The organism is Bacillus sp. Marseille-Q3570 (assembly GCF_946151055.1).
Classification (GTDB): domain Bacteria; phylum Bacillota; class Bacilli; order Bacillales; family Fictibacillaceae; genus Pseudalkalibacillus.
In genome coordinates this window covers 423,803-448,156 of the sequence record NZ_CAMGYZ010000001.1, presented here as the reverse complement: position 1 = coordinate 448,156, position 24,354 = coordinate 423,803, and the positions used below count along the sequence as shown (strand labels likewise).

The following is a 24,354-nucleotide window of genomic DNA, read 5'->3' as shown; positions in this document are numbered from 1 at the left end:
TGATGACTCCTTTATTTGATCTCTCTTTTGTCTGTAATCAACATTTCTTCTTCTAGTACCTTGACTTTCTTATTGATTTGGTACAGTTCTTTCATTAGTTGGATCGAAACATTCTCAAGCTGAGTTTCAATTTGTTGAGTCCTGTTCTGCTTGAAGAACGATAGAATGATTAAAACGATGCCGGTAACCAATAGTGCCAATATTGTAAATTCCATACTGCTCCCCCTAAAAAATGATCTCACTTACTTTTATATCACAGACTTTGTCGAGGGGGTAGCACTTTTATAAAATCTAATCCTAAATTCCTATTAAAATTCGACAAATTCAACCGAATATTTCAAGTTTGGGATTAGTTCGAGGGCTAAAAAGAGAAGAAAATGGCGGACTATGTTATGCATGCGTTTACAAAAATAAAATAATCCCCCTTAGAAATTGATACGATTAGGAACCGCAAAATTCTACATTTTACGCTTATTGATGCGGATTTCAAGCGGTGATACGATGTTGAAAACTATTAAAAAAGCTGTGGTAGGAGGCAAACATGGTGGAAAAAATATTAGCCTTGAAGAAAAAAGGATATACCATCAAACAAATCGCACAAGAAATGGACAGTACCGTTGGGAAGGTCCAATACCGTTTGCGAAAATTACAATCACAACAACACACTTCTGTACTAAAAAAAGAAAAGGAATTTGAGGCTAATCAAGTTCGTCCAATCTCGGATATCCCCTTTTCATATGAATTGGATCGTATTGTCCTTCTGCCTCAGGGGCCAGAAGCCCTCTACATTTATTGGGATCTTCAGTCCTCTACTCGACATATGGTCTCCCACCATTTTAGAAAACCATGGTCAGAGTTGGATAAAAAATTGAGAGTGTACGATGTAACTGATTTGATTTTCAATGGCCATAACAGTCACTCGAACATGGATATCATTCTGCCTGAAATGACAGACAACTGGTTTCTCAATGATTTGGAAGCGAATCGTACGTTCATCGTCGATTTCGGCATCCAACCACATTCTAGTGATTTCTTTACGGTATTGCGATCGGCACCAATAGAAACACCTAGAACTGAAAGTGATTCTAAAAGACAAGATGCTGTTGAAAAGTGGAAAACAGGAGATTGTCGATCACCTGAGTGGTTTGAACAATTTTCAACTTATTCGATTTACAGTTTATTAAAGTGAGGGGAATAGACTTGAACAGTTATTTTTCATTGGTATTACATGCACATTTACCATTCGTATTACATAGAGAACCGCACCGTATTGAGGAAAGATGGCTTTATGAAGCCGTATCCGAAAGTTATATCCCTCTTATTTGGGGATTGGAATCATGTTCCCCTGGATCGGAATATACGATTTCCTTTTCACCCCCCTTGCTAGAGATGCTGGCAAACAGCACCTTCCAGGATCGGTATTTAACACATTTACGCACCACTCAAGAGCTTTTGATAAAAGAAAGAGAACGTGCTACAACATTTGAAGAAATCAGAATCGTAGAATTTTATATCTCACGGTTCAAAAATATCAAAGAGACATTCCTTGAATGGAATAGTGACCTTATTTCCGCCTTCGGATATTTCATGAAAGAAAATAAAGTAGAATGCATCACCACATCTGCCACACACGCGATTCTTCCTTATATTCAAACTGAACAAGGCCTACGTTCTCAAATCCGAAGTGGATTGGATTGCTTTGAGCGTCATTTTGGTTTTAAACCAGATGGCTTCTGGCTGCCGGAATGTGCATTTTCCCCAGGAATTGATAAGGTGCTGTATGAAGAAGGGGTACGTTATACATTCGTGGAGGAGGAAACGATCAGAAAGCTCGATCCTGAAGTGCAAGGCATCGATGTTCCAGTCTTTTCGCCACATGGAATCGTCTTATTCCCACGGAGCAGCAGTATTTCTAAAAAAGTATGGGATGCAAAACTTGGATACCCTGGTGATCATGATTATCGCGAATTTTATCGGGATGTCGCTTATGATCGTGATCTTGAGTATATTGCCCCCTATATCCATCCCGATCGGATACGGATTGACACTGGACTGAAATACCATCGTATTACAGGAGAAACAGACTGTAAGGATTATTATGACCGAAAAAATGCTATGGCTAAGGCGAAACTTCATTCTGAAGATTTCATCCAGGATGTTTCTGAAAATATAAATCGATACAAAGGGCATAAGGCTACAATTGCGCTAGCAGCGTTTGATGCGGAGTTATTCGGTCATTGGTGGTTTGAAGGTCCGGAATGGCTTGAAATGGTGATGAAAGAAGAGAATACAACTATTCATTGGATTACGCCGAAAGAATTCATCCTACGCCATTATAAAGAATTGACTACACATCATGCATGTTTTTCAACATGGGGACGGAACGGGTTTGGTGAGGTATGGCTTAATGAATCCAATGCGTGGATCTATAGACATCTTCATGCGATGGAACATGAACTGATCAAACAAATGACGATTCATAAAGAACCGGACTCTCTAATACGACGGGCTTTGAATCAATTGAATCGCGAATGGCTTCTCGCAACGGCTAGTGATTGGGCTTTTATTATGGATCAGCAAAGTGCCTCTGAATATGCTGTCTCTAGAATGAAAGAACATGTTTCGGCTTTCCATGAAATCGTTGAAAGAATGAGAGAAAAGCGATTATCCGAAAGTTTTCTACAAGAAATGGAAGAGCGATACCCCTTTTATCAGTGGCAGCAGGCGCAACAATTGACCTCTCCACATGATGAGTACATCTTGACGAAATCATCTTCAAAAAAGGAGGATCATGACCTTAACATTCTGATGTTGTCATGGGAATACCCGCCGATGGTGGTCGGAGGCTTGGCGCGGCATGTCTTTGATCTATCGAGGACACTTGTTAAACAAGGACATCAGGTTTGTGTAATCACCTGTGGGGTTGAAGGATACCCGGAATATGAAATCAATCAAGGCGTGCATGTCTATCGTGTGAATGGCGCACAGCCTCAACATGATGACTTTTATCATTGGGCAGGAAGTCTAAATCTGGCAATAGCTAAATTAGGGGTGCAATTAGCTGAAAAAATTCCATTTGATTGCGTCCATGCTCATGATTGGATTGTCAGTGTAGCCGCGAAAGGATTGAAACAACAACTGGGTATTCCGTTATACACGACAATCCATGCAACGGAACATGGCAGGAATAAAGGCATCCATAATGATCAACAAGCTGAAATTCATCATAAAGAATGGGAATTAATGTACGAGTCGGAGCATATTATTGTTTGCAGTGCATATATGAAACATGAATTGCGAGCTGTGTTTAAAGTCCCTGATCATAAGCTTACAATCATTCCGAACGGTGTGGAAAATAGTTTGATCGAAACGAAATCCCAGTTAGAAAATTGGAAAGATAGATTTGGAGGGGAATCATGCTTTTACGTTTTTTCGCTTGGAAGGATGGTGCCGGAAAAAGGCTATCAGACGATTATTGAAGCAGCAGCTTTATTGAAAAATGAATATCCCCAAATCAAATTTATCATCGCTGGAAAGGGACCGATGCTTGAAGAATACCAACGGAGAGTCGTCCATGAAGGGTTATCTGATCAAGTCCATCTAGTCGGCTTCGTCTCCGATGAACAGCGAAATCAATATTTACAGGAAGCGGATGCCCTCATTTTTCCGAGTCTCTATGAGCCTTTTGGAATTGTAGCACTTGAAGGTATGGCAGCAGGGACTCCCGTTATAGTCAGTGACACCGGAGGATTGAGTGACATCATTCAACATGGGGAAAACGGCTTGAAGGTTTATCCTGGAAATCCGCAGAGCATCTATGATCAAATCATCCGTCTATACAACGAGACGGATCTTGCACATCGAATTGTCCTTAAAGCTCAAAAAGATATCGTAACGAAATATAGCTGGGAGGAAATCACAAAAAATACTGTTGATGTTTTGAGTAATACCAATAAGAAACTGATGATGGCAGGAGTGAAGTGAATTGAAGGCAGTCATTATGGCAGGCGGTAAAGGTACCCGGTTACGCCCTTTAACATGCAATTTACCAAAACCGATGGTTCCGATCCTTGAAAAACCAGTAATGGAATATACCATTGAGCTTCTTAAGAAATATGGAATAACTGAGATTGCAGTGACTGTACAATATCTGCCCGAACATATCAAACAGTATTTTGGAGATGGCAGACGTTTTGGTGTAGATCTACACTATTTTGAGGAAACCATCCCTTTAGGGACAGCAGGGAGCATCAAAAACGCTGAAAGCTTTTTAGATGAGCGATTCATCGTCATAAGCGGTGATGCTTTGACAGATTTCAATCTGCAAGATGGAATCGAGTTTCATAACCAGAAAGAAGCTCTGGTGACGATTTTCATGAAGCAGGTTGAAAATCCATTGGAATACGGGGTCATCCTTACTGATGAAAATCAACAGATCATCCGTTTTTTTGAAAAGCCTCGTTGGAATGAAGTATTCAGTGATACTGTCAATACCGGTATTTATGTGCTGGAACCTGAAATTTTCGACTACCTTGCCCCTAGTGTGCCAACAGACTTCAGTAAAGAGCTATTTCCATTATTGATGAGCAAGGAAGTTCCATTATTCGGTTATTCTGCTGAGGGTTATTGGTCTGATATTGGTAGTCTAACACAATACCGAAAAAGCCATGAAGACTTTCTGGATGGTAAGATCAATTTCCCGATTCCAGGTAAGGAAATCATCTCTGGACTCTGGGTGGGTGAGAATGTACGGATCGAGCCTCAAGCATCGATCAATACTCCGGCTTATATCGGAGGTGGAACAACTGTCCGCCAACATGCGAAAATTCATCCCTATACCGTGATCGGGTCCCATAGTACGATATCATCTCGAGCTTCTTTGGAGGATTCGATAATATGGGAGGGTGTATACGTGGGTGTAAATGCTGAATTGCAAGGATCAACAATTGCAAACGGAACATTCATCGATGAAGGATCAAGTGTATTAGAGCATAGTGTAATAGGAAACCAGGTCCGAATTGGTAAAAGGGTAACGATTAATCCTGAAGTTAAAATTTGGCCGAAGAATCGTGTTGTGGATCATTCAACAATTGATACTTCCTTGAGAGAATTCAGTAAAGTCTCATTAGATAATAGGATGAGCAAGCGAGAAACGATTTTACTTTCTGCTACCAAGAGCCCTGTTTATCATAAGGAAATTTGAACCGGAAATTAATGAGATCATGCTGATTACTTTACCGCATTTGCCACTCCGATTATCTCTTGATTGATTTGAAGAATTTTGATATGATACTAAAGTGTCATTTAGTGTTTAAAATTAAACATGTTTAGCGCTCGGTCATCTCTTCGATGATCGTTTCATACGCGTGAACATTGAAGATGGTTTGGAGGGAAACGAAAATGCGCGTACAAGTAACATTGGCTTGCACAGAAACTGGTGACCGTAACTACATCACTTCTAAAAACAAACGTACAAACCCAGATCGTATGGAGCTTAAGAAATACAGCCCACGATTGAAGCGCCACACTCTACATCGTGAAACGAAGTAAAACAGCAGGACATCATCCTGCTGTTTTTTCTATATTTGCTCTTTTAAATTCAAATGGTGGATTAGGTGATTTGAGATGAATACAGAAAAGAAAGAACGAAGGAAATCGACTCAGAAAAAGTTAGCAGGACTCTCAAAATCCTCAAAACACAGTGATGAAGAAAAATTAAGGCAACAATTATTCGAACTTGATGTTTGGGAAAGATCGAAAACGGTAGGGTTGACCGTTTCAAGGGGAAATGAGATCGATACCTATCCGATCATAGAAAAAGCTTGGCAACAAGGGAAAACAGTTGTCGTCCCAAAATGTAAGGCTGCAGATCACTCAATGGATTTCAGGAAGCTGACGTCGTTTGATGAACTTGAAACGGTATACTTTGGACTTAAAGAGCCGATCGTTTCAAAAACGGAAGTGGTTGAACCTAGCAGAATCGATTTATTAGTAGTACCTGGCCTTTTATATGACCAAGAAGGCTTTCGAATTGGTTTTGGCGGTGGGTATTATGATCGGTATCTCAAACGTTATACAGGGGTGACCCTATCACTTTTACATACTGTCCAATTGACTGACAGAGTTCCAAGAGAATCATTCGATCAACCAGTTGAAATCCTAGTGCTCCCTGATAAATTGATTGATACTAAATCATAGTGGAACAATTGGAGAAAAAGGGGGGAGAGGATGAAATCTTCGTTCGCCGGAATCGTACTAGCAGGTGGAGAGTCAAGACGGTACGGTACACCAAAAGCATTGGAAGAAATTGAGGGAAGGCCATTTTATAAAATTGCATTGGAAATACTTCAGCCCCTTGTAGACCATATTGTTATGGTCGCTCATCCTTCCCTTCAGTCCTCCATTGATGAACAGGAAGGCGTAACAGTGATATTGGATGACCCTGAATTCAGAGGGCAAGGACCGCTTGCTGGAATCTATTCTGGAATGAATGCTTATGAAGCTACGAATTATCTAGTACTTGCTTGTGATATGCCATTGATGAAGCAACAGGTCTTTCATCAATTGGTCAGTCTTCATTTTTTATTAAAAAACGATTGCTCCATAGTACCGGTTACAAGAAATCGGCTTCAGCCTTTAGCAGCGCTATATCCCGCAGCAGTCAAGCCTGTTCTCTTCGACCTGTTGATCAGTGAAAAAAGACGATTGACCGATTTGTTACAGCGTGTAGAGTGTGCTTATATTTCATATGATTCACCTGAAATGACCAGGTGCTTCCGGAATATAAATACACCTGCCGATTACAAAGGAATGTTTGATTGAACACTTTTTCAGTCCAACTGAAAAAGTGTTTTTTACAATTTGAGAAAGTATAATTAGCGAGCATCCTGGAGCGGAAATCATCGACTTTTAAAGAAAACTTGGCGAGACCAAGCCTTTTGTAGGTCAAGCCTTAGTTGCCCTTATACTGAAGAAAGCATTTTATACTTTCTTTAAGTGCAAGAGCAATAAAGTTTTCGATGAAAACAGCCTTTGAAAAATTCCTTGACGGCTGGTAGAAAAGGTTTTATAGTAGAAATACATTCATACTTGAACGCACAAAAGCATAAAAGTGTCGAAGCGGAATTAGTAGTCAGTCCTCTTCAAACATCAGAGACTTGGCGGTGGGTGAAAGCTAAGGAAAGGGACAAGAACGAAATTACATTCGTGGAGCTCATAGGTGACATGACCTTTATCAATGAAGAGTTGATGCTGTTGAACACGTCAAGCAGGGTGGTACCGCGATGATTTCGCCCCTGTGGACTGGGTCGGCAGCTTTTTTCTTTGATTAATGGTTACTATAAATATAAGGGCAGAAAAAGGGAAGGACATCCATATGACAACCAAGAATAACGTAATGTTTTCATTCATTTCATTGATTTTACTGGTAGGGATCATTTTATACTCGATGCTTATTTTAAAAACAGAACCACATATCCCTTTACTCCTTTCTCTCGTGTCAATTGCGTTCCTTGCAAAAGGTTTCGGATACAAGTGGGAGCAGATGGAGAAAGGGTTGATAGACGGAATTATTGTTGGAATCAAACCTGTACTCATATTGATGGTTATCGGCATGCTGATCGGAACTTGGATGATGAGCGGGACAGTACCAACGATGTTGTATTACGGCATCGACTTCATTAAACCACACTGGTTCACGATCAGTGCACTGCTTGTTACGATCATCGTTTCCAGCTTTACCGGGAGTTCTTTTACAACCATTGGAACAGTAGGGGTAGCCCTGATGGGGTTATCGGCAAGCTTAGGTATCCATCCGGGGCTAGCTGCAGGTTCTATTATCTGTGGTGCATGTTTCGGTGATAAGATGTCCCCTCTTTCTGATACCACGAACTTTGCACCAGCCGTAGCAGGAGTTGGGTTATTCAATCACATCAAACATATGATGTGGACGACAATACCAGCACTGCTTATAACGATTGTCATATTTCTAAGTATGGGTACCGGTGCAGACGGAGTCGATGGATTGAACTCGATTAAGCAGGTACAGGAAAATTTGACTCAATCATTTAATATCAGTGGTTGGACATTACTTTCACCACTGGTCGTCATCGTTTTAGCGCTGATGCGTTTTCCGACGATTCCGGCGCTGATCGTTGGGGTCATTACAGGAATTATTACTATACTGTTTGTCCAAGGGCAATCATCAGGTGCAGCGATTTTTACCATGCTGCAAAATGGAGTTGAAATGGAAACTGGTGGAAAGACGGTTGATGAAATAGTCAATCGTGGTGGAATCCAATCGATGATGTGGTCTGTATCACTCATTTGGATTGCATTGGCGCTAGGCGGATTGGTCCGGGCTCTAGGGATACTTGAGACATTTGTAAGGTTAATGGAAAGAAAAATTAAAAGTCGGGGAAACATCATTGCTACGACTGCTGTTTCCTCAATAGGAGTCAATGTATTTACGGGAGAACAATATTTATCGATATTGATTCCAGGACAATCTTTCAAACCTCATTTCGAAAAACAACAACTAGACTTAAGGAATTTGTCACGTACATTAGAGGATGCAGGAACCCTCGTGAATCCTTTGATCCCATGGGGAGTGAGCGGTGCATTTTTCGCATCCACTCTTGGGGTTGATGTAATCAGTTACTTGCCTTATGTATTTTTCTTATTCCTATCCCCGTTATTTACAATTCTGCTTGGTTACACTGGAATCGGTATTGGAAAGAAAACGGCTTAAGGATTGGAGCAACATTGACAGCTGCCTGGAATGCATATCCAGGCAGCTTTTATGTTTTTATTCATCGATTTATTAAGTTGATAGGACTCTGAGAGTAATACTTTATATCATCGCTTTCATAAAATCAGATTAAGACATAATGTGTTGGACCTTACTAAAGAGAGGGCTGATTTTATGGAAATTCTATTCGGTTTTCTGTTGTACATTGTGCCGCTTCTTATTGTTTTGTATGTTTTATATAGTTTATCTTTAATTAAATCAAAATTGGACTCGATCATGAAGCACTTTGAAATCGAAGAATTTCAAGAAGAAACGGTTTCTGATGAAGAAATCGAAAAGGTACTTGAAGAGCATACGGATGAAGAGTCAAGCAGGTAATACGAAGATGGATTTAATCACGTCAATGTTTTAAATCCTGCTGAAAAGTGAACAACCTATTAAGGATGAAAAAGGAGGAATAGACATGAGATTGATCAGCAGCTTGATTCGCTTAATCACATTTATTCCGCGCTCACTTTTCAGAGGTTTACTACCGAGACGCAGACATCGTTTATGAATCATACAATTTGAAAACGTAACTTTTGGGACACCTTCTTTAAACTTTGTATGGAACATTGCATCGTTATAGGGGTGTCTTTTACTTTGATTAATAGCTTTACCAAGTTTTCTTTATTGACTAACATCCGCTAGAAAGGTATGTTTCCAATAGAATACTATTTAAAGGTTGTGGTCTACAATGGAACAGCGATTAGAACAATTCTCCAAATGGTTGCAGGATACAGAGCAAACTTTTGCATTTGTCCATTCTTCTGCAAACGTATTTTATCTTTCGAATTTCAACTGTGAACCCCATGAGAGATTGTTAGGGATTTTTATTTTCCCAGATCATGAGCCGTTCCTGGTTTGTCCGGGAATGGAAGTGTCTCAAGCAAGGGATGCAGGATGGAATTATGAAATCATTGGTCATGGAGATGCAGATGATCCATGGAAAATGATTCAATCAGCACTAACAGATCGAGGTATCACCAATGCTGATCATGCCGCTATAGAAAAAGAAACACTCTCTTATGCACGGGCGGAACAAATCATGAACATATTCCCTTCTGTCTCATTAAATAGTGCAGAAGATAAACTTCACCAACTTCGTCTTATAAAAGATGAAAAGGAATTAGCAATACTGAGAAAAGCAGCTGAACTAGCTGATTTTGGGGTTGAAACAGGAGTAAACGCATTACGGGAAGGTTGCACAGAAATGGAAGTCCTTGCGACGATCGAATATGAATTGAAGAAGAAGGGAATTCGGGAAATGTCCTTCTCTACAATGGTCTTATTCGGTGAAAAATCTGGGCAGCCTCATGGAAACCCAGGGAATCGGAAGCTTAAAAAAGGTGATTTGGTCTTGTTCGACCTTGGTGTCGTGTTAGACGGGTATTGTTCAGATATTACAAGAACAGTTGCGTTTCAGGAGGTCAATGATAAACAAAAAGAAATCTACGATATTGTCTTGAAAGCGCAACTCGAAACACTTGAATTGTCAAAACCGGGAATCCGCTTGGGTGATCTGGATAAAAAGGCGAGGGATATTATCACCAATGCAGGTTATGGTGAATTCTTCCCTCACCGGATCGGCCACGGCATCGGAATTGATGTGCATGAATATCCTTCTATGAGTGAAAACAATGACAATCTCTTAAAAGAAGGTATGACCTACACGATCGAACCAGGGGTCTATTTACCAGATGTAGGCGGGGTCCGTATCGAAGATGATATTCTCGTTACCTCAGATGGGTATGAAACCTTGACCAAATTTCCTAAAGAACTTCAAATCATCAGATAAAGGTACGAGGCTGGGACAAAACCATAACTGCCAACAGAAAAGACGAACAATAAAATAGATTGGAGAAAATGAAAGACGAAAAGCGTAGACAACATCCGCGTAGACTCATGCGGGAACAGCACGAGTCGAAGACCCCGCAAGAAAGCGAAGGTTGTTGACGAAGCGGAACCTTCATTTATTACCACTGAAGAAAACCCGGACAAATTGTTCGGGTTTTCTATTGAACAAAATTCATTTGTCCCAGCCTCGTCTTAATCATCCTTAAAAATTTTGCATAAATTTGCCTCAGTTATCAGATAGTATAGATGAAAGGTGGTTTGGATGATGAGATATGGTTTAGTGAAATGGGTTTTACTGATTCTTGGTGCATTTTTAATGTATCAAAATCGATACAAGCTGTTAAATTTGATTCTTGGTATGAAACTTTTACGTACGATTGCTATCCGCGGATTTTTAAGAATTCCTGGTATCCGTGATAAAATGGTTCAAGATATGTTTTAAACGAGAGGGAAACGAGTTTCTTCTTATTTAATAGCCGTTATGAGATTCCTTATGGATTGATGTATTGAATAAGCTGGACATTCTGACCTGATTTTGTTTCTGTCAACACCATCAAATGTGTCAAATCTTTACTGATCAGAATAAGAGGCAAACTGCTGCCGATCGGAGATTCAATTTCTCCATCTGGGGATTTGACGCCAAGAAAATAATTCTTATAAATGCCTTCCCATAAACCGCCGATCACTTGGTCGGTTTTTTCTTTTGATAGACCTGGAAGGGGAAGTTTTGAATAATCATAGAGTTTTGTCAATGGAAGGACATAGTAATTTTCAATGGAAACATTGTAGTGACGTATTAAATTATGCCATACGACTTTAAGCTGTTGGTTTGTTGCATGATCTAGCATTTTTTTATTGTTGAGATCTTCTTCGTTTTCTGGAGTTTTGAATGACTCCAATGGTTGGAGAGGAGTATCGATGACATAGAGTTGATCATAACTCATGGTTTGTGCACTTTTTATGATATCATTCGGGTAATGTAATTCTGCATGGTGGAAACTGATCGCCTCGAAATGACCACTATCTTCGTTCGTGACAACTTTTTTCTGTTGGAGAGTATCGGTGTTTTCTACCCATTTAGACATAATATCTTTCAACATCCCATCCTCATATAACAACGATATATCTTGTCTCAAGTACGCCTCTTTCCCGAGAGTTGAATTCACCTTCCACTGGATTTCATATTCATCCTCATCCTTTTCTTCCAGTAAAATGACTTCCGTATCTGCAGATGTGAAGGTAACGGAAGGATCAATCGGAAAATAGATAATACTTTCTTTTACTTTGGATGTTTGGTTATTATACATATAGAGGGACGTTGCGGTAACTGTCACTAATATGAGGAAGATCAAGATTTGTTTTTTCATATCCGTTTAAACCTCCATGGACATCCTATCCATATAAAATATGAACCTGTCCGGAAGTTTAGAAGGAAATAGTTTTGAGGGGGAAAAGAAATTATGAATCAGAAAGTCAACACAAAGGAGATCATGGAATTAATCGAAGGCCTTGTCTCAATTCCAAGCCCATCTGGAAATACCAATCAAGTCATCACGCATGTAGAGGACTTTTTCACTAAACTCGGGTTGGAAACAATCCGGAATCATAAGGGTGGTTTGCTCGTTACTCTGCCTGGGGTAAATGCTGATCGTCATCGATTTTTGACTGCACACGTCGATACTCTCGGCGCAATGGTCAAAGAGATCAAACCTAATGGAAGATTGAAACTCTCGATGATTGGTGGGTTCAGGTGGAATCATGTTGAAGGTGAGTATTGTCAAATTGAAACAGCGGATAACAAGCGTTTTTCAGGTACGATCCTTATGCATCAAACATCTGTACACGTGTATAAAGAAGCAGGTGATGCAAAACGTGATGAAAAAAATATCGAAGTCCGTATCGATGAACGTGTCAATTCGGAAAAGGATGTAAGAGAATTAGGTATTTCAGTAGGTGATTTTGTTTCCTTTGATCCACGTGTCGAAATCACAGATAGTGGGTTCATCAAATCCCGTCATCTTGACGACAAAGCTAGTGTAGCTTTGTTGATGCATGTCATCAAGCTCATAAAAGAAGAGGGATTGCAGCTGCCATACACGACCCATTTTTTGATCTCCAACAATGAAGAAATCGGATATGGTGGAAACTCTAATATCCCTGAAGCAACAGAAGAATATTTAGCCGTGGACATGGGCGCGATTGGGGACGGTCAGGCTACAGATGAATTCACGGTGTCAATTTGTGCAAAAGACTCCAGTGGACCTTATCATCTTGGTCTGAGAAAACACCTTGAAAACCTTGCAAAAGAAAACCGAATCGAATACCAGATGGATATCTATCCTTACTATGGATCAGATGCTTCAGCAGCTATTAGAGCTGGTTTCGATGTGAAACATGGTTTGATCGGTCCTGGTATTGATTCATCTCATGCATTTGAACGGACCCACGAAACATCCTTGTTACATACAGCACAATTGATTTATTACTACCTGAAATCTGATATGAATGCTTGATTGATGATAAAGAGGCTGGGACAAAATCATAACTGCCAACAGAAAAGACGAACAATGAAATAGATTGGAGAAAATGAAAGACGAAAGCGTCGACAACATCCGTAGACTCCTGCGGGAACAGCACGAGTCGAAGACCCCGCAGAAAGCGATTTGTGCTTTCTGAGGAGGCTGAGGCCGTGCCCGCGGAAAGCGAAGGATGTTGACGAAGCGGAACCTTCAATTATTACCACTGAAGAAAACCCGGACAAATCGTTCGGGTTTTCTATTGAACAAAGTTCATTTGTCCCAGTCTCTTTTTTGTGCCCTGCTATGCTAGAGAGTTCATGTTGTACTCCACGACACTCCTGCGGGTAGCCCGCAGAGGGTAAGTGATTTTCACGATATTCAATAATTCAAACCCTGTCCTAGTATGTAATACTTGAAATTGGTTAATGATGGTAATTGAAAGGATGGGAAAAATGTCTCGACATAAAGAAACACCACCAATCAAAGATTATGACTCGACAATTACTTATATAAAAGATGAATTGGGAATCGACAAGAGCTTTGACCAGATCCATCTAGAGCTGGAGTATGCTGGCCGGCGCATGAGCCTTTTTATGATTGATGGGTTTGTTAAAGACGATATCATGCACTATTTGATGAAATTATTATCAAGACTTGACCCAGAAGACCTTGACCCCGATCCCTTAACAAAATTGATGCGGACTCATCTTCCATATATGGAAATAGAAGAACAGGAAGATTTAGAAAAGGCGATTGATTTCTCATTAGGTGGTCCAAGTCTGCTGATCGTTGAAGGGATCGACACTGTAATTGTGATCGATGCTAGGACCTATCCTGTTCGCGGTCCATCAGAGCCTGATCTGGAAAGGGTTGTGCGAGGATCACGGGATGGGTTTGTAGAAACGATCATCTTCAATACATCCCTTACAAGAAGACGGGTACGAGATCGTTCCCTACGCATGGAATATATGAAAATCGGCAGGCGGTCACAGACGGATATTTGTATCTCATATATAGAGGATATTGCAGATACGAAAATAGTCGAAAAGATTAAAGATTCATTATCAAAGATTGATACGGATGGACTTCCGATGGCTGAAAAGACAATCGAAGAATTCATTTGCGGTCAACATTGGAATCCTTATCCTTTGGTCAGGTATACAGAACGTCCTGATACTGCTGCAGTACATCTTTATGAAGGACATATACTCGTCTTTGTCGATGGATCCCCAAGTGTCTTGATTACACCTGCAACCTTCTGGCATCATCTGCAGCATATGGAGGAATATCGACAAAAACCTGTAGTAGGCGCTTATCTTCGTTTTGTACGTTTTTTTGCTGTATTACTGTCGATTTTTTCGCTTCCTCTCTGGTATCTGTTCGCTATCAGTCCAGAGATGATGCCTGCTCAACTCACTTTCATCGGACCTGAAAAAATTGGGGATGTGCCATTGTTCATCCAACTCATACTGATCGAAATCGGATTGGATATAATGAGAATGGCGACTGTCCATATACCATCCTCGTTAGCAACTGCATTAGGGTTAGTTGCAGCGATATTGATTGGTCAAGTAGCTGTGGATGTTGGTCTATTCATTAATGAGGTCATATTGTACATTTCGATTGCAGCAATAGGATCATTTGCTACTCCAACTTATGAATTAAGCCTGGCAAACCGTTTGACACGATTGATGCTTCTGATTTTGACAGGACTATTCGCCTTGCCAGGATATATAATCGGAACGACTTTATGGATTATCTTGCTATCAAGGCTTAAATCCTTCCATATTCCTTACCTTTGGCCATTCATTCCATTTTCATATAAAGGATTCAGGGACGTACTCATCCGTTCACCGATTCCACTCAAGAATAGAAGACCAACCGTATTACATCCCAAAGACCCTGATCGTTAGAGGAGCGACTATGCTTCTCTATTTTTTTACATGTAAAGAAAGTAAAATACTTTCTTTAATATAAGCACAACTACTACTAAGCCTGCCGCCAAAGTCTTGGCTGTGCAAAGCTTTCTTTATCATGCCGCTGACTTTCATCAGGATTTGACCCACTTTTTAAATTGAATAATAATGATATAATACGGTTGGGTGAAAACAACGGATTGCTGTGAAGTGAACAGATTATCCAGGGAAGTGAGCATATAATGAAGACAGTCTTGGATGTACAACAATTTTTAAAACGCTTTGGCACATTTATTTATACAGGGAACCGGATGGCGGATTTAGAACTTTATCATTCTGAAATACAAGAATTGTACCAGAATGGCATGATCAGTAACGAAGAATATCGTAATGCAATTCTAATCATAAAAAGTGAACAAAATAAATTGAATTAAAGGATGATACATATTATGGACAAACTTTCGATAGGAATCGACCTGGGCGGAACAACCATTAAAATGGCCATTGTAGATCCAAAGGGGAATATTGTAGAGAAATGGGAGATCCCAACTGATACGAGCAACAACGGCAGGAATATATCCCAAGACATTGCAGATTCACTGAAAATGAAGTTGGAAAATGCAAACTTGGAATTGAAAGATATAGAGGGCATTGGAATAGGTGCACCTGGCTTTATCAATATGGAAAACGGTTTTGTCTATCATGCAGTGAATGTTGGATGGGAGAACTATCCACTGAAGGATGACTTGGAATCGAAGACGGGTCTTGAGGTCATTGTAGATAATGACGCGAATATCGCTGCACTTGGCGAAATGTGGAAAGGCGCTGGAAAACAAGCATCTGATCTGATTTGCATCACTTTAGGAACTGGTATCGGGGGTGGAATCATTTCAAACGGTACCATCCTTCATGGAACGAATGGGATGGCCGGAGAAATCGGCCATATTACGTCGATTGTTGATGGTGGCGCTGATTGCAATTGTGGCAAGAAGGGTTGTCTAGAAACAATCGCATCCGCAACAGGCATTTCCAGGATTGCCATGGAAGGTCTTGATCAAAATCCAACTAGCGTGCTTAATAAAACCCTTGGTAAGGGGATGAAGGTATCAGCTGAGGATGTATTTAACGCAGCCGGTAAAGGGGATGCATGGGCTATTGAAGTGATTGATAGCATCACCCATCACCTGGGACTTGCAATCGCAAACATGGCAAATGTGATTAATCCCTCGAGAATCGTCATTGGTGGCGGTGTATCCCGTGCAGGTGATCTATTGATGGTTCCTTTGAAAAATGAATTCAGCAAGTATGCACTTCCTAGAGTACAGGACGGTGCTGATTTTGCAATTGCAAGTTTAGGAAATGACGCTGGGGTCATCGGTTCTGCCAGACTTCTGTCTTTAAAAAGCCAGAACTGACATCAATATCCACCTAAACAAGAATAGAAAAACGAATACTATACAAATTCAGAAAAGGGTCATCAGTGACTCTTTTTTTTCATATAATGGCTTGGCCGGAAAAGTAGCGGGCGTTAACGATAGTAAAAAAGTCATGACCCAAACCCCTTTTAGTCCGATGTAACCAGTGGTTGTACATAAAAATATGAACAAAGTGTGAAGTTACTGTAAATTCCTTATTAAAGTAAAACTTTTTTCTTATTTGATCGTCTATAGGTTTAGCGGTTATTACAACAGGGGATAGTTAATTTAGCGTGAGAATCGACATTTTACAAATTCTTGAAAAAGGTTAAATTTCACTTGAAAAATGAACAAAAAGGGAGTAATATAACAATCATGTGAAAAACGAGTGAAGATAAAACATGTTAGAAAACAATAATAATTACGAGAATGATAACAAAACAAAAAGATAAGTTCATCTTGTCGAGGAGGTAGCTGTACGATGCTGAAAAACACCCTATCAAAATATCAGATTATCATCATCACAGGTGTTTTACTCTGGTTGAAATCGTATCTGGTTTATAAAATTTCGTTTGATCTAAAAATAGAAAATGCAGTACAAGAAATTATTCTCTTGATCAACCCATTAAGTTCAGTGGTATTCATCATGGCTTTTGCCTTATTCTTTTCTGGCAAAGCTCGAAATATCGCTATATTGTTCTTGAATTTAATTGCGTCATTCATATTATTCGCCAACATGGTATATTACCGGTTCTTTAATGACTTCATTACAATACCGGTATTGTTCCAGACAAGCAATATGGGTGACTTGGGCAGCAGTATCACTTCATTAATTTATCCGTATGATCTTTTATTATTCGCGGATATCATTATTCTTGCTGTATATATGAAAATGCGTAAGATTGAGGCACCAAAAATGTCGTCTAAAAAAATCGGCCTCGTTTTCGCATCGAGTTTGATCATTTTCATCGTGAACGTGGGTATCGCTGAAACAGAACGTCCTCAATTGTTGACACGTTCTTTCGACCGTGAAATGTTGATCAAAAATATCGGTGCATATAACTACCACGCATATGATGCGATTATACAATCCAAGGCTAAAGCACAACGTGCAATGGCTGACGGAAGTGAAATTGCTGATATTGAGAACTATGTTAAAGCTGATTATAAGAGCCCGGATCCGGAAATGTTCGGAGCTGCAAAAGGTAAAAATGTCGTTGTCATTACTCTTGAGTCAATGCAGAATTTTGTGATTGATAACAATCTGGAAGGGAAAGAAATCACGCCTTTCCTTAATGAATTGAAAGAAGATGAAGACACGTACTATTTCCCTAACTTCTATCATCAGACAGGGCAAGGGAAAACGTCCGATTCTGAGTTCTTATTAGACAACTCAATGTATCCTTTACCAAGTGGAGCCGTATTCTTCACTCATTCACAAAATGAATATCAGGCTACACCAGAATTGTTAAATGAGGAAGGATACCATACAGCGAACTTCCATGCGAACAACAAAAGTTTCTGGAACCGTGATATCATGTACAGTTCGCTTGGTTATGATGAGTTCTACTCAGCATCGAAATATGATATAAAACCTGAAGAATCAGTTGGTTGGGGAATGAAAGATGAGTTCTTCTTCCAGCAATCAGTGGATCATATGAAAGAATTACCTGAACCTTATTATACGAAGTTCATCACACTGACAAACCACTTCCCATTCACTTTAGAACAGGAAGATGAATTCATTCCTGAGTGGACGTCTAACGATGGAACTGTAAATCGTTATTTCACAACAGTCAGATATACGGACGAAGCTGTCAAGATGTTCTTCGATAGCTTGAAAAATGAAGGTATGTATGAAGATACAGTATTCGTGCTATACGGAGACCATTACGGTATATCAGAAAACCATAACAAAGCTATGGGAGAGTACCTTGGAAAAGAAATAACGCCATTCGAATCGACACAATTGCAACGTGTGCCAATGTATATCCACATCCCAGGTGATGGTAATGGTAAAGAAATGGATACTGTTGGTGGTCAGGTCGACCTTAGACCGACAATCATGCATCTGCTAGGAAAAGATACGAAAAACACAATCCAATTTGGATCTGACTTGTTCTCTAAAGAACGTCAAGACTTTACAGTACTACGTGACGGAAGCTTTATCACAAAAGATCACGTATTCACAGATAACACATGTTATGATAAAGAAACTGGGGAAAAGACAGAGAAAACAGCGTGTGAACCATATATGGAAAAGGCGAAAAAAGAGCTTGATTACTCTGACCGCATCATCTATGGCGACTTGCTCCGTTTCTTCGATCCAAAGACAGGAACAATTAAAGAAGAATAGATGCTGATAAACCGTGTCAACTAATGTTGGCACGGTTTTGTTTTTCTAATAGATTGTTGCTTTTGAATTATTTTTAAAAACTCTCCTTGTACAAGTTGATTGGAGAGCAAGGCTACGGGATCAAGCGGGACAGGTGAGACCATTCAATATCGTAAGGCTAGGCTACGAGTGGGCTCACCACACGCTCCTCTGAAAGCGAGCAACCTGGAGCGGAAATCAACGACTTTTAAAGAAAACCAGACGAGACCAAGCCTTTTGTAGGTCGAGCCCTAGTTGCCCTTACGAATACAGCCTTACATAAAGAAAGTATAAGTATAACTAATGGCTCAGCCTACGACCTAAGGCTTGTCTTTGCCAATTTTTCTTGAACTATACTGCGTTTGATCTCTACCACAGTTTTTAAACTGTGGTAGTTTTGTTTAAAGCGATGCTTGGCACAAAAAGAACATAAATGATTCATAACTGAGAATTGTTGCCATATATATGGTGGGAGAATGGTTAAATGGAGGGAAAAGAAATGAAGGTGAGAATACGAAAAGGAGATACATTTTGGTATCTTGCCAAATTGTTCAATGTGCCCCTCCGGCTTGTACTCGATTCAAACCGTGCAACCGATCCTTCAAGTTTACAAGTCGGAACAGAAGTTGTAATACCAGCATACAAGACGGAACAATATACGATACAAAAAGGAGACACCTTTTATAAAATAGCCCAGAGAAGGAAATTGGCGCTTGATGCTCTCACTATCATGAATCCTAATACATCTCCAAGTAACCTTCAAATTGGACAAATCATCACAATTCCCTTAAGAGTAGTTACACCTTATGTAAACCCGGAAATGAATTATGATTGGTCAACCATGATGAAAAATCTGTATTCATTAAGAGCAGTCTATCCTTTTATAAAAGTGAAATCCATCGGGAGATCAGTGTTGGGTAAATCCATTCCTGAGATACAAATCGGAAATGGAGAGAAGAAAGTACACATGAATGGAGCTTTTCATGCCCAAGAATGGATCACAACATCTGTAATAATGAATTTTCTGAATGACTACTTATTAGCCTTGACCAACCAATGGACAATTCGAGGATTGAAAATGTCCCCTTTTTATGATGGTGGTACTTTGTCAATTGTTCCGATGGTTAATCCGGACGGTGTCGATCTAGTATTGAATGGTCCTCCTGATAGTGACTATTATCGGGATTTCGTATTAGAGCTTAATGATGGGAAAAAAGATTTTTCAGGATGGAAAGCGAATATAAGAGGGGTAGACTTGAATAATCAGTTCCCTTCAAAATGGGAAGTTGAAAAGCCACGGAAGCCACAAGCACCTGCACCTAGAGATTACCCTGGAGACAAACCATTAAGTGAACCTGAAACGATCGCTATGGCAGAATTGACACGTAAGGGGGATTTCGATCGTGTCGTTGCTTTCCATACACAGGGAGAAGAAATCTATTGGGGGTATGAGGGGTTAGAGCCGCCTTATGCAGAAACGATCGTCAATGAATTTGAACGAGTCAGTGGTTATAAACCTGTGCGGTATATCGACAGTTATGCAGGTTATAAAGACTGGTATATCAAAGAATGGAAACGGCCTGGATACACAGTTGAATTAGGGGAAGGTGTCAATCCATTGCCGCTATCCCAATATGATGAAATTTATCAAGAAACTTTAGGAATCATGCTCGCAAGTTTATATATGTAATCCAGTAAGGACTGTTCAACCATTGAGTTCCTCGATTCAGTGGGTACAGTCCTTTCATGTTTTTAAAATTTCTTCCATGTTGATTTTTAACAAAATCAAATTTTTATGGAAAAACATGTTAAAATTATCATGGAGGAGTGAGGGGGAGGATTTTTTTGATTCAAGTAAGGAAAGCAGTTGAAAACGATCTTGAAATCATTTCTTCATTCATCGCAGATAGGAATAGATTCAAAGAACACCATATTGGTTATTGCGGGGTTGATGTTGCTGAAATCAAATATTCTTTGAAGCATGATTTTGATGACATTCCTTTTGAAGACAGCTTTGTCGTAGCGAGTAAAGGACAAGAAGTTGTAGGTATTATAGGAATGGATATTGATTTACAAGAAAAACATGGTGAGGTATGGGGTCCTTTTATAAAGATGCAAAAGAAAGAATGGCAAGCAGTTGCAGAGGACATGTGGAACTACCTTATGAGGCAGACAGGAAAACATGTTAAGAAAATCAGTCATTTCAGCAACGTAGAAAATGAATTGAATTTTGCTTTTGCTGAAAGTCTTGGATTTAAAAAACGAGGTGAACATACAGTTCTGAGGATTTCACCTGATCAAATTAGGAAAGATATTGAAAACACATCAATTACAGAAATGACCAGGGATTATATTGACGAAATGGTAAAGTTGCATGAGAGTTATTTTCCGAATGCGTATATTGATGGAAAACAAATTATTGGGATCCTGAATGCAAACAATAAGGTGTTCATATGCGCAGAACAGAACACTTTAAAGGGCTACATATTTGTTGAAACAAACCCTGAAGTCCAAGAAGGGTCTATTGAATTTTTTGCCGTTGGTAATGAATACAGAAAAAATGGGATTGGAAGGAGTTTATTACTCCATGCTTTGAAATGGATGTTTATGAACGCGGGGATGGCACATATACAATTATGCGTTAACAGTGAGAGTAGCGGCGCGATAAATCTTTACAGATCCATAGGCTTTGAAGTAGATGATGAACTAAACTACTTTGATAAATTTCTATAGAAATGTCAGTTCACTGTTCTATCTATGTGATAGATGAAACATTTCCTTACATCAAACGTAATGAAAGAAGGAAGGAAGGGTGATACATCATGGACGATATTTGGATTCTTTTGATTGTCATTTCCGTATTCGCATTGCCGATATTGTGGGGAATGATCCGATCGAGATTCAATACGAATAAGTTTTACGGGGATGAATTGAATAAAAAGAATTTCAAACGGAAGCCAGAAGACGCAGCTTACGAAAAATCATCTTCAGCTTCACTTGGTCAGAATAATAATCAGAACAACCCATAATGGAAGACGTCATTTATCAAGAAGGAGACAGAAGAAATGACACAGGATTTTATTGTGATGAAGTATTAAGTGGGAAAACCGATGTGAAGAAAGTTTATGAGACAGAGAATGTATTAGCCTATCATCATACGCGACCTGCCTACCAAATGCATATTGTGTGCATACCTAAAAAACATATTCTTTCGTTGACCGCCGTGGAAGAAAGCGACACAAAAATTTTTACAGAATTGATGAATGGTGTTAAAGTGGTTGCATCTTCAGTTGAACAAGAATTTGGTGCATGCAGGGTGATCACCAATCTTGGGGATTATCAGGATTCGAAACATTTGCATTGGCATATCGTTTCAGGAGAACGGATTGAATTGGAATGAATCTGCAAACCGAGAAAAATTCTGGCGGATTCGTCGCGCTTGCATTTGCAAAAAAATAACTTTGACCATCTCAGGCATCATATCCGACAAACCCGATAACTGGGCTGAATTACACATAGGAGATGTAGCGCATCAAAAAGCAATGTTAAATTTGTTGGGAGGGGTAAAGCAAATGAAGTTTCCAAGTATCAACAAATGAATCCAAATGTCCATATCAGTGTCATACCTTTTGCCTCCCATCTTGTCCATACACAGAAAAAAGAAATATATATTCAGTTTCTTGATGAATCTTTAACCAGCACAAAATAGAAAAACGGCGTGCATCTGCTGTAATTTCAGCATGAGCACACCATTTTTTTAAAAAGAATCAAGGTCGACTTAATGACTTTTTCAATTTCTTCAGTTTAAGTTGTTCTACTTCAGCTTTGTCTTTCCTAATCGCCTTGAAGAATGCGTATATCATGAGCAACATGATCAATGAAAATGGGAATGCAGCTGAAATCAATGCGTTCTGTAATGCTTGAAGACCCCCTGTATACAGGAGTACAGCGGCGATTCCTGATTGAGCGATCCCCCATACAAATTTCACCCTTTTAGAAGGGTTCAAGGCACCGTTCGTTGTCTGCATGCCTAGAACAAATGTAGCAGAGTCCGCCGAGGTGATGAAGAAAGTCCCAATCAACAACATCGCGAGGATCGACAAAATGACCCCGAATGAAAACTGGTCGAACACACCGAATAAGACTTGTTCATCTGGTAGTGATGCAATATCTGCACCGTTTTTCTGAGTATCAATAGCTGTCATCCCAAAGGCAGAAAACCACAAGAAACTAACAAGTGAAGGGACAAGTAAGACCCCTGATAAAAACTCGCGGATTGAACGTCCCCGAGATACACGGGCGATGAAAATCCCTACAAAAGGAGACCAAGCAATCCACCATGCCCAGAAGAAGACGGTCCAATCCATCACCCATTGTTGTTCTTCGCCGTTTTCTGGTGATAGCCTGAAGCTTTCTGTTGCAATCGTCTGAAGGTAAGTCCCCATCGTATTCGTAAATGTATTCAAAATATAGAGCGTTGGCCCGATTATCAAAATGACGATGAATAACAGAACTGCCAGCCCCATATTAAGGTTACTTAAGTATTTGATTCCTCTGCTTAGGCCTGTATAAGCTGAAATCATGAACAGAATGGTCACGACTATGATAATAACCAACTGGATCCAAAATTCTTGCTCAAGGCCAAGCAGGTACGTAAGTCCCCCGTTAATTTGAGCAGCACCGAACCCTAAAGTGGTGGCGACACCCACAATTGTGGCAAATACTGCAATAACATCAATCGCAGTCCCCAGTCCGCCTTTCATCTTATCACCAAAAATAGGCTCAAGCGTCGCACTGATCAATCCCGGTTTTCCATGACGGAATTTGAAATAAGCAAGGATAAGGGCGACTATCGCATAAATCCCCCAAGCGTGCACTCCATAATGGAAAAACGATATCCTCATAGCATCCTGAATGGCTGCGGCTGTACCAGGCTCCGCTGCCGGAGGAGTTTTCATATAATGCGAAATGGGTGCAGCTGCTCCATAAAACACAAGTCCTATCCCCATACCAGCACTGAAAAGCATGGCAAACCAGGTTGAATAGCTATAATCCGGCTTCTCGTTAGGTTTTCCTAGCTTAATCTTACCGTATGGACTAAAGATCATATATAAACAGAAGATAACGAATAATGAAACGATCAATAAATAATACCAACCAAAATGAACGGAAATATACGTTTGAATCGCTCCGGTAATTTTCTCCAAATTTTTAGGCGCAAACGAACCCCAAATGGATGCGAATAGTGTAATGGCTAATGTAATCCAAAATACTGATGTAACTTTCTTCATGAATTTCTCCTTCCAATATCTTTTGTTTTTTAGGCAGTTTTCGCAAACTTTGCTGCTCTTGCACTTAAAGAAAGTAATTTCTTCAGTATAAGGGCAACTAAGGCTCGACCTATAAAAGGCTTGGTCTCGCCAAGTTTTCTTTAAAAGTCGTTGATTTCCGCTCCAAGTGCTCGCTTTCCGCGGGGCGTGCGGTG

At 39.9% G+C, this 24,354-nt stretch carries 23 protein-coding genes; 20 read left to right on the top strand and 3 right to left on the bottom strand.

Annotated elements, in window-relative coordinates; all coding sequences use genetic code 11:
* Nucleotides 1-11 precede the first annotated feature (11 nt).
* Nucleotides 12-215 carry a hypothetical protein gene (locus N8M93_RS02310; protein WP_261129471.1) on the bottom strand — a complete coding sequence of 68 codons (204 nt, stop codon included), beginning with the start codon at nucleotides 213-215 and terminating at the stop codon, nucleotides 12-14.
* Between the two features lie 329 nt (nucleotides 216-544).
* On the opposite strand from N8M93_RS02310, the gene N8M93_RS02305 reads away from it, so the two are divergent.
* From N8M93_RS02305 to N8M93_RS02260, 10 genes are all read left to right on the top strand, one after another.
* Complete coding sequence (locus tag N8M93_RS02305; RefSeq protein WP_261129470.1) at nucleotides 545-1,189, top strand: DUF4912 domain-containing protein; 645 nt, start codon at nucleotides 545-547, stop codon at nucleotides 1,187-1,189.
* Between the two features lie 11 nt (nucleotides 1,190-1,200).
* A complete protein-coding gene (locus N8M93_RS02300; RefSeq protein ID WP_261129469.1) occupies nucleotides 1,201-3,984 on the top strand; it encodes a 1,4-alpha-glucan branching protein domain-containing protein in 2,784 nt (927 codons plus the stop codon).
* 1 nt (nucleotide 3,985) lies between these two features.
* Nucleotides 3,986-5,203, top strand: a complete 1,218-nt coding sequence (locus N8M93_RS02295) for an NDP-sugar synthase (protein WP_261129468.1) — start codon at nucleotides 3,986-3,988, stop codon at nucleotides 5,201-5,203.
* A 197-nt stretch (nucleotides 5,204-5,400) separates the two neighbouring features.
* Nucleotides 5,401-5,550 carry a 50S ribosomal protein L33 gene (gene rpmG, locus N8M93_RS02290; RefSeq protein WP_221565576.1) on the top strand — a complete coding sequence of 50 codons (150 nt, stop codon included), beginning with the start codon at nucleotides 5,401-5,403 and terminating at the stop codon, nucleotides 5,548-5,550.
* A 75-nt stretch (nucleotides 5,551-5,625) separates the two neighbouring features.
* Nucleotides 5,626-6,198, top strand: coding sequence for a 5-formyltetrahydrofolate cyclo-ligase (locus N8M93_RS02285; protein WP_261129467.1), 573 nt, complete (start codon nucleotides 5,626-5,628; stop codon nucleotides 6,196-6,198).
* Between the two features lie 30 nt (nucleotides 6,199-6,228).
* Entirely contained in the window at nucleotides 6,229-6,822 is a 594-nt protein-coding gene (locus N8M93_RS02280; RefSeq protein WP_261129466.1) for a molybdenum cofactor guanylyltransferase, read from the top strand.
* Nucleotides 6,823-7,375: 553 nt separating this feature from the next.
* Nucleotides 7,376-8,749 carry a Na+/H+ antiporter NhaC gene (nhaC, locus tag N8M93_RS02275; protein ID WP_261129465.1) on the top strand — a complete coding sequence of 458 codons (1,374 nt, stop codon included), beginning with the start codon at nucleotides 7,376-7,378 and terminating at the stop codon, nucleotides 8,747-8,749.
* 174 nt (nucleotides 8,750-8,923) lie between these two features.
* Nucleotides 8,924-9,127, top strand: coding sequence for a hypothetical protein (locus N8M93_RS02270; RefSeq protein WP_261129464.1), 204 nt, complete (start codon nucleotides 8,924-8,926; stop codon nucleotides 9,125-9,127).
* A 358-nt stretch (nucleotides 9,128-9,485) separates the two neighbouring features.
* Nucleotides 9,486-10,586: a Xaa-Pro peptidase family protein gene (locus N8M93_RS02265; RefSeq protein WP_261129463.1), complete on the top strand. Its 1,101-nt coding sequence runs from the start codon at nucleotides 9,486-9,488 to the stop codon at nucleotides 10,584-10,586.
* Between the two features lie 324 nt (nucleotides 10,587-10,910).
* A complete protein-coding gene (locus N8M93_RS02260) occupies nucleotides 10,911-11,087 on the top strand; it encodes a hypothetical protein (RefSeq protein ID WP_261129462.1) in 177 nt (58 codons plus the stop codon).
* A 49-nt stretch (nucleotides 11,088-11,136) separates the two neighbouring features.
* On the opposite strand, the gene N8M93_RS02255 is transcribed toward N8M93_RS02260, so the two are convergent.
* Entirely contained in the window at nucleotides 11,137-12,012 is an 876-nt protein-coding gene (locus tag N8M93_RS02255; RefSeq protein WP_261129461.1) for a hypothetical protein, read from the bottom strand.
* Between the two features lie 93 nt (nucleotides 12,013-12,105).
* On the opposite strand from N8M93_RS02255, the gene N8M93_RS02250 reads away from it, so the two are divergent.
* From N8M93_RS02250 to N8M93_RS02205, 10 genes are all read left to right on the top strand, one after another.
* A complete protein-coding gene (locus tag N8M93_RS02250; RefSeq protein ID WP_261129460.1) occupies nucleotides 12,106-13,158 on the top strand; it encodes a M42 family metallopeptidase in 1,053 nt (350 codons plus the stop codon).
* A 458-nt stretch (nucleotides 13,159-13,616) separates the two neighbouring features.
* Nucleotides 13,617-15,077, top strand: coding sequence for a spore germination protein (locus tag N8M93_RS02245; RefSeq protein WP_261129459.1), 1,461 nt, complete (start codon nucleotides 13,617-13,619; stop codon nucleotides 15,075-15,077).
* Nucleotides 15,078-15,322: 245 nt separating this feature from the next.
* Nucleotides 15,323-15,514 carry a YqgQ family protein gene (locus tag N8M93_RS02240; RefSeq protein WP_261129458.1) on the top strand — a complete coding sequence of 64 codons (192 nt, stop codon included), beginning with the start codon at nucleotides 15,323-15,325 and terminating at the stop codon, nucleotides 15,512-15,514.
* 15 nt (nucleotides 15,515-15,529) lie between these two features.
* Nucleotides 15,530-16,495 carry an ROK family glucokinase gene (locus N8M93_RS02235; protein ID WP_261129456.1) on the top strand — a complete coding sequence of 322 codons (966 nt, stop codon included), beginning with the start codon at nucleotides 15,530-15,532 and terminating at the stop codon, nucleotides 16,493-16,495.
* A gap of 481 nt (nucleotides 16,496-16,976) precedes the next feature.
* Nucleotides 16,977-18,851, top strand: coding sequence for an LTA synthase family protein (locus N8M93_RS02230; RefSeq protein WP_261129455.1), 1,875 nt, complete (start codon nucleotides 16,977-16,979; stop codon nucleotides 18,849-18,851).
* A gap of 517 nt (nucleotides 18,852-19,368) precedes the next feature.
* A complete protein-coding gene (locus N8M93_RS02225; protein ID WP_261129454.1) occupies nucleotides 19,369-20,559 on the top strand; it encodes a M14 family metallopeptidase in 1,191 nt (396 codons plus the stop codon).
* 155 nt (nucleotides 20,560-20,714) lie between these two features.
* On the top strand, nucleotides 20,715-21,602 hold the full coding sequence (locus tag N8M93_RS02220) for an N-acetyltransferase (protein WP_261129452.1): 888 nt from the start codon (nucleotides 20,715-20,717) through the stop codon (nucleotides 21,600-21,602).
* A gap of 89 nt (nucleotides 21,603-21,691) precedes the next feature.
* The gene (locus tag N8M93_RS02215; protein WP_261129449.1) at nucleotides 21,692-21,898 is read left to right on the top strand and encodes a hypothetical protein; all 207 of its coding nucleotides are present in this window, start codon (nucleotides 21,692-21,694) and stop codon (nucleotides 21,896-21,898) included.
* Nucleotides 21,898-22,269 (top strand): HIT domain-containing protein, encoded by a 372-nt coding sequence (locus N8M93_RS02210; RefSeq protein ID WP_261129447.1) that lies wholly within the window; start codon nucleotides 21,898-21,900, stop codon nucleotides 22,267-22,269. Before N8M93_RS02215 ends, N8M93_RS02210 begins: the two co-directional genes overlap by 1 nt.
* Nucleotides 22,256-22,468: a hypothetical protein gene (locus N8M93_RS02205; RefSeq protein WP_261129445.1), complete on the top strand. Its 213-nt coding sequence runs from the start codon at nucleotides 22,256-22,258 to the stop codon at nucleotides 22,466-22,468. Before N8M93_RS02210 ends, N8M93_RS02205 begins: the two co-directional genes overlap by 14 nt.
* Before the next feature lie 168 nt (nucleotides 22,469-22,636).
* On the opposite strand, the gene N8M93_RS02200 is transcribed toward N8M93_RS02205, so the two are convergent.
* Complete coding sequence (locus N8M93_RS02200) at nucleotides 22,637-24,160, bottom strand: BCCT family transporter (RefSeq protein ID WP_261129443.1); 1,524 nt, start codon at nucleotides 24,158-24,160, stop codon at nucleotides 22,637-22,639.
* Nucleotides 24,161-24,354 lie beyond the last annotated feature (194 nt).

Coding starts and splice junctions, on each gene's coding strand:
- N8M93_RS02310 (WP_261129471.1), bottom strand. CDS start 215: ATGGAATTTACAATATTGGCACTATTGGTTACCGGCATCGTTTTAATC.
- rpmG (WP_221565576.1), top strand. CDS start 5,401: ATGCGCGTACAAGTAACATTGGCTTGCACAGAAACTGGTGACCGTAAC.
- N8M93_RS02285 (WP_261129467.1), top strand. CDS start 5,626: ATGAATACAGAAAAGAAAGAACGAAGGAAATCGACTCAGAAAAAGTTA.
- N8M93_RS02280 (WP_261129466.1), top strand. CDS start 6,229: ATGAAATCTTCGTTCGCCGGAATCGTACTAGCAGGTGGAGAGTCAAGA.
- nhaC (WP_261129465.1), top strand. CDS start 7,376: ATGACAACCAAGAATAACGTAATGTTTTCATTCATTTCATTGATTTTA.
- N8M93_RS02270 (WP_261129464.1), top strand. CDS start 8,924: ATGGAAATTCTATTCGGTTTTCTGTTGTACATTGTGCCGCTTCTTATT.
- N8M93_RS02265 (WP_261129463.1), top strand. CDS start 9,486: ATGGAACAGCGATTAGAACAATTCTCCAAATGGTTGCAGGATACAGAG.
- N8M93_RS02260 (WP_261129462.1), top strand. CDS start 10,911: ATGAGATATGGTTTAGTGAAATGGGTTTTACTGATTCTTGGTGCATTT.
- N8M93_RS02255 (WP_261129461.1), bottom strand. CDS start 12,012: ATGAAAAAACAAATCTTGATCTTCCTCATATTAGTGACAGTTACCGCA.
- N8M93_RS02250 (WP_261129460.1), top strand. CDS start 12,106: ATGAATCAGAAAGTCAACACAAAGGAGATCATGGAATTAATCGAAGGC.
- N8M93_RS02245 (WP_261129459.1), top strand. CDS start 13,617: ATGTCTCGACATAAAGAAACACCACCAATCAAAGATTATGACTCGACA.
- N8M93_RS02240 (WP_261129458.1), top strand. CDS start 15,323: ATGAAGACAGTCTTGGATGTACAACAATTTTTAAAACGCTTTGGCACA.
- N8M93_RS02235 (WP_261129456.1), top strand. CDS start 15,530: ATGGACAAACTTTCGATAGGAATCGACCTGGGCGGAACAACCATTAAA.
- N8M93_RS02230 (WP_261129455.1), top strand. CDS start 16,977: ATGCTGAAAAACACCCTATCAAAATATCAGATTATCATCATCACAGGT.
- N8M93_RS02225 (WP_261129454.1), top strand. CDS start 19,369: ATGAAGGTGAGAATACGAAAAGGAGATACATTTTGGTATCTTGCCAAA.
- N8M93_RS02215 (WP_261129449.1), top strand. CDS start 21,692: ATGGACGATATTTGGATTCTTTTGATTGTCATTTCCGTATTCGCATTG.
- N8M93_RS02210 (WP_261129447.1), top strand. CDS start 21,898: ATGGAAGACGTCATTTATCAAGAAGGAGACAGAAGAAATGACACAGGA.
- N8M93_RS02200 (WP_261129443.1), bottom strand. CDS start 24,160: ATGAAGAAAGTTACATCAGTATTTTGGATTACATTAGCCATTACACTA.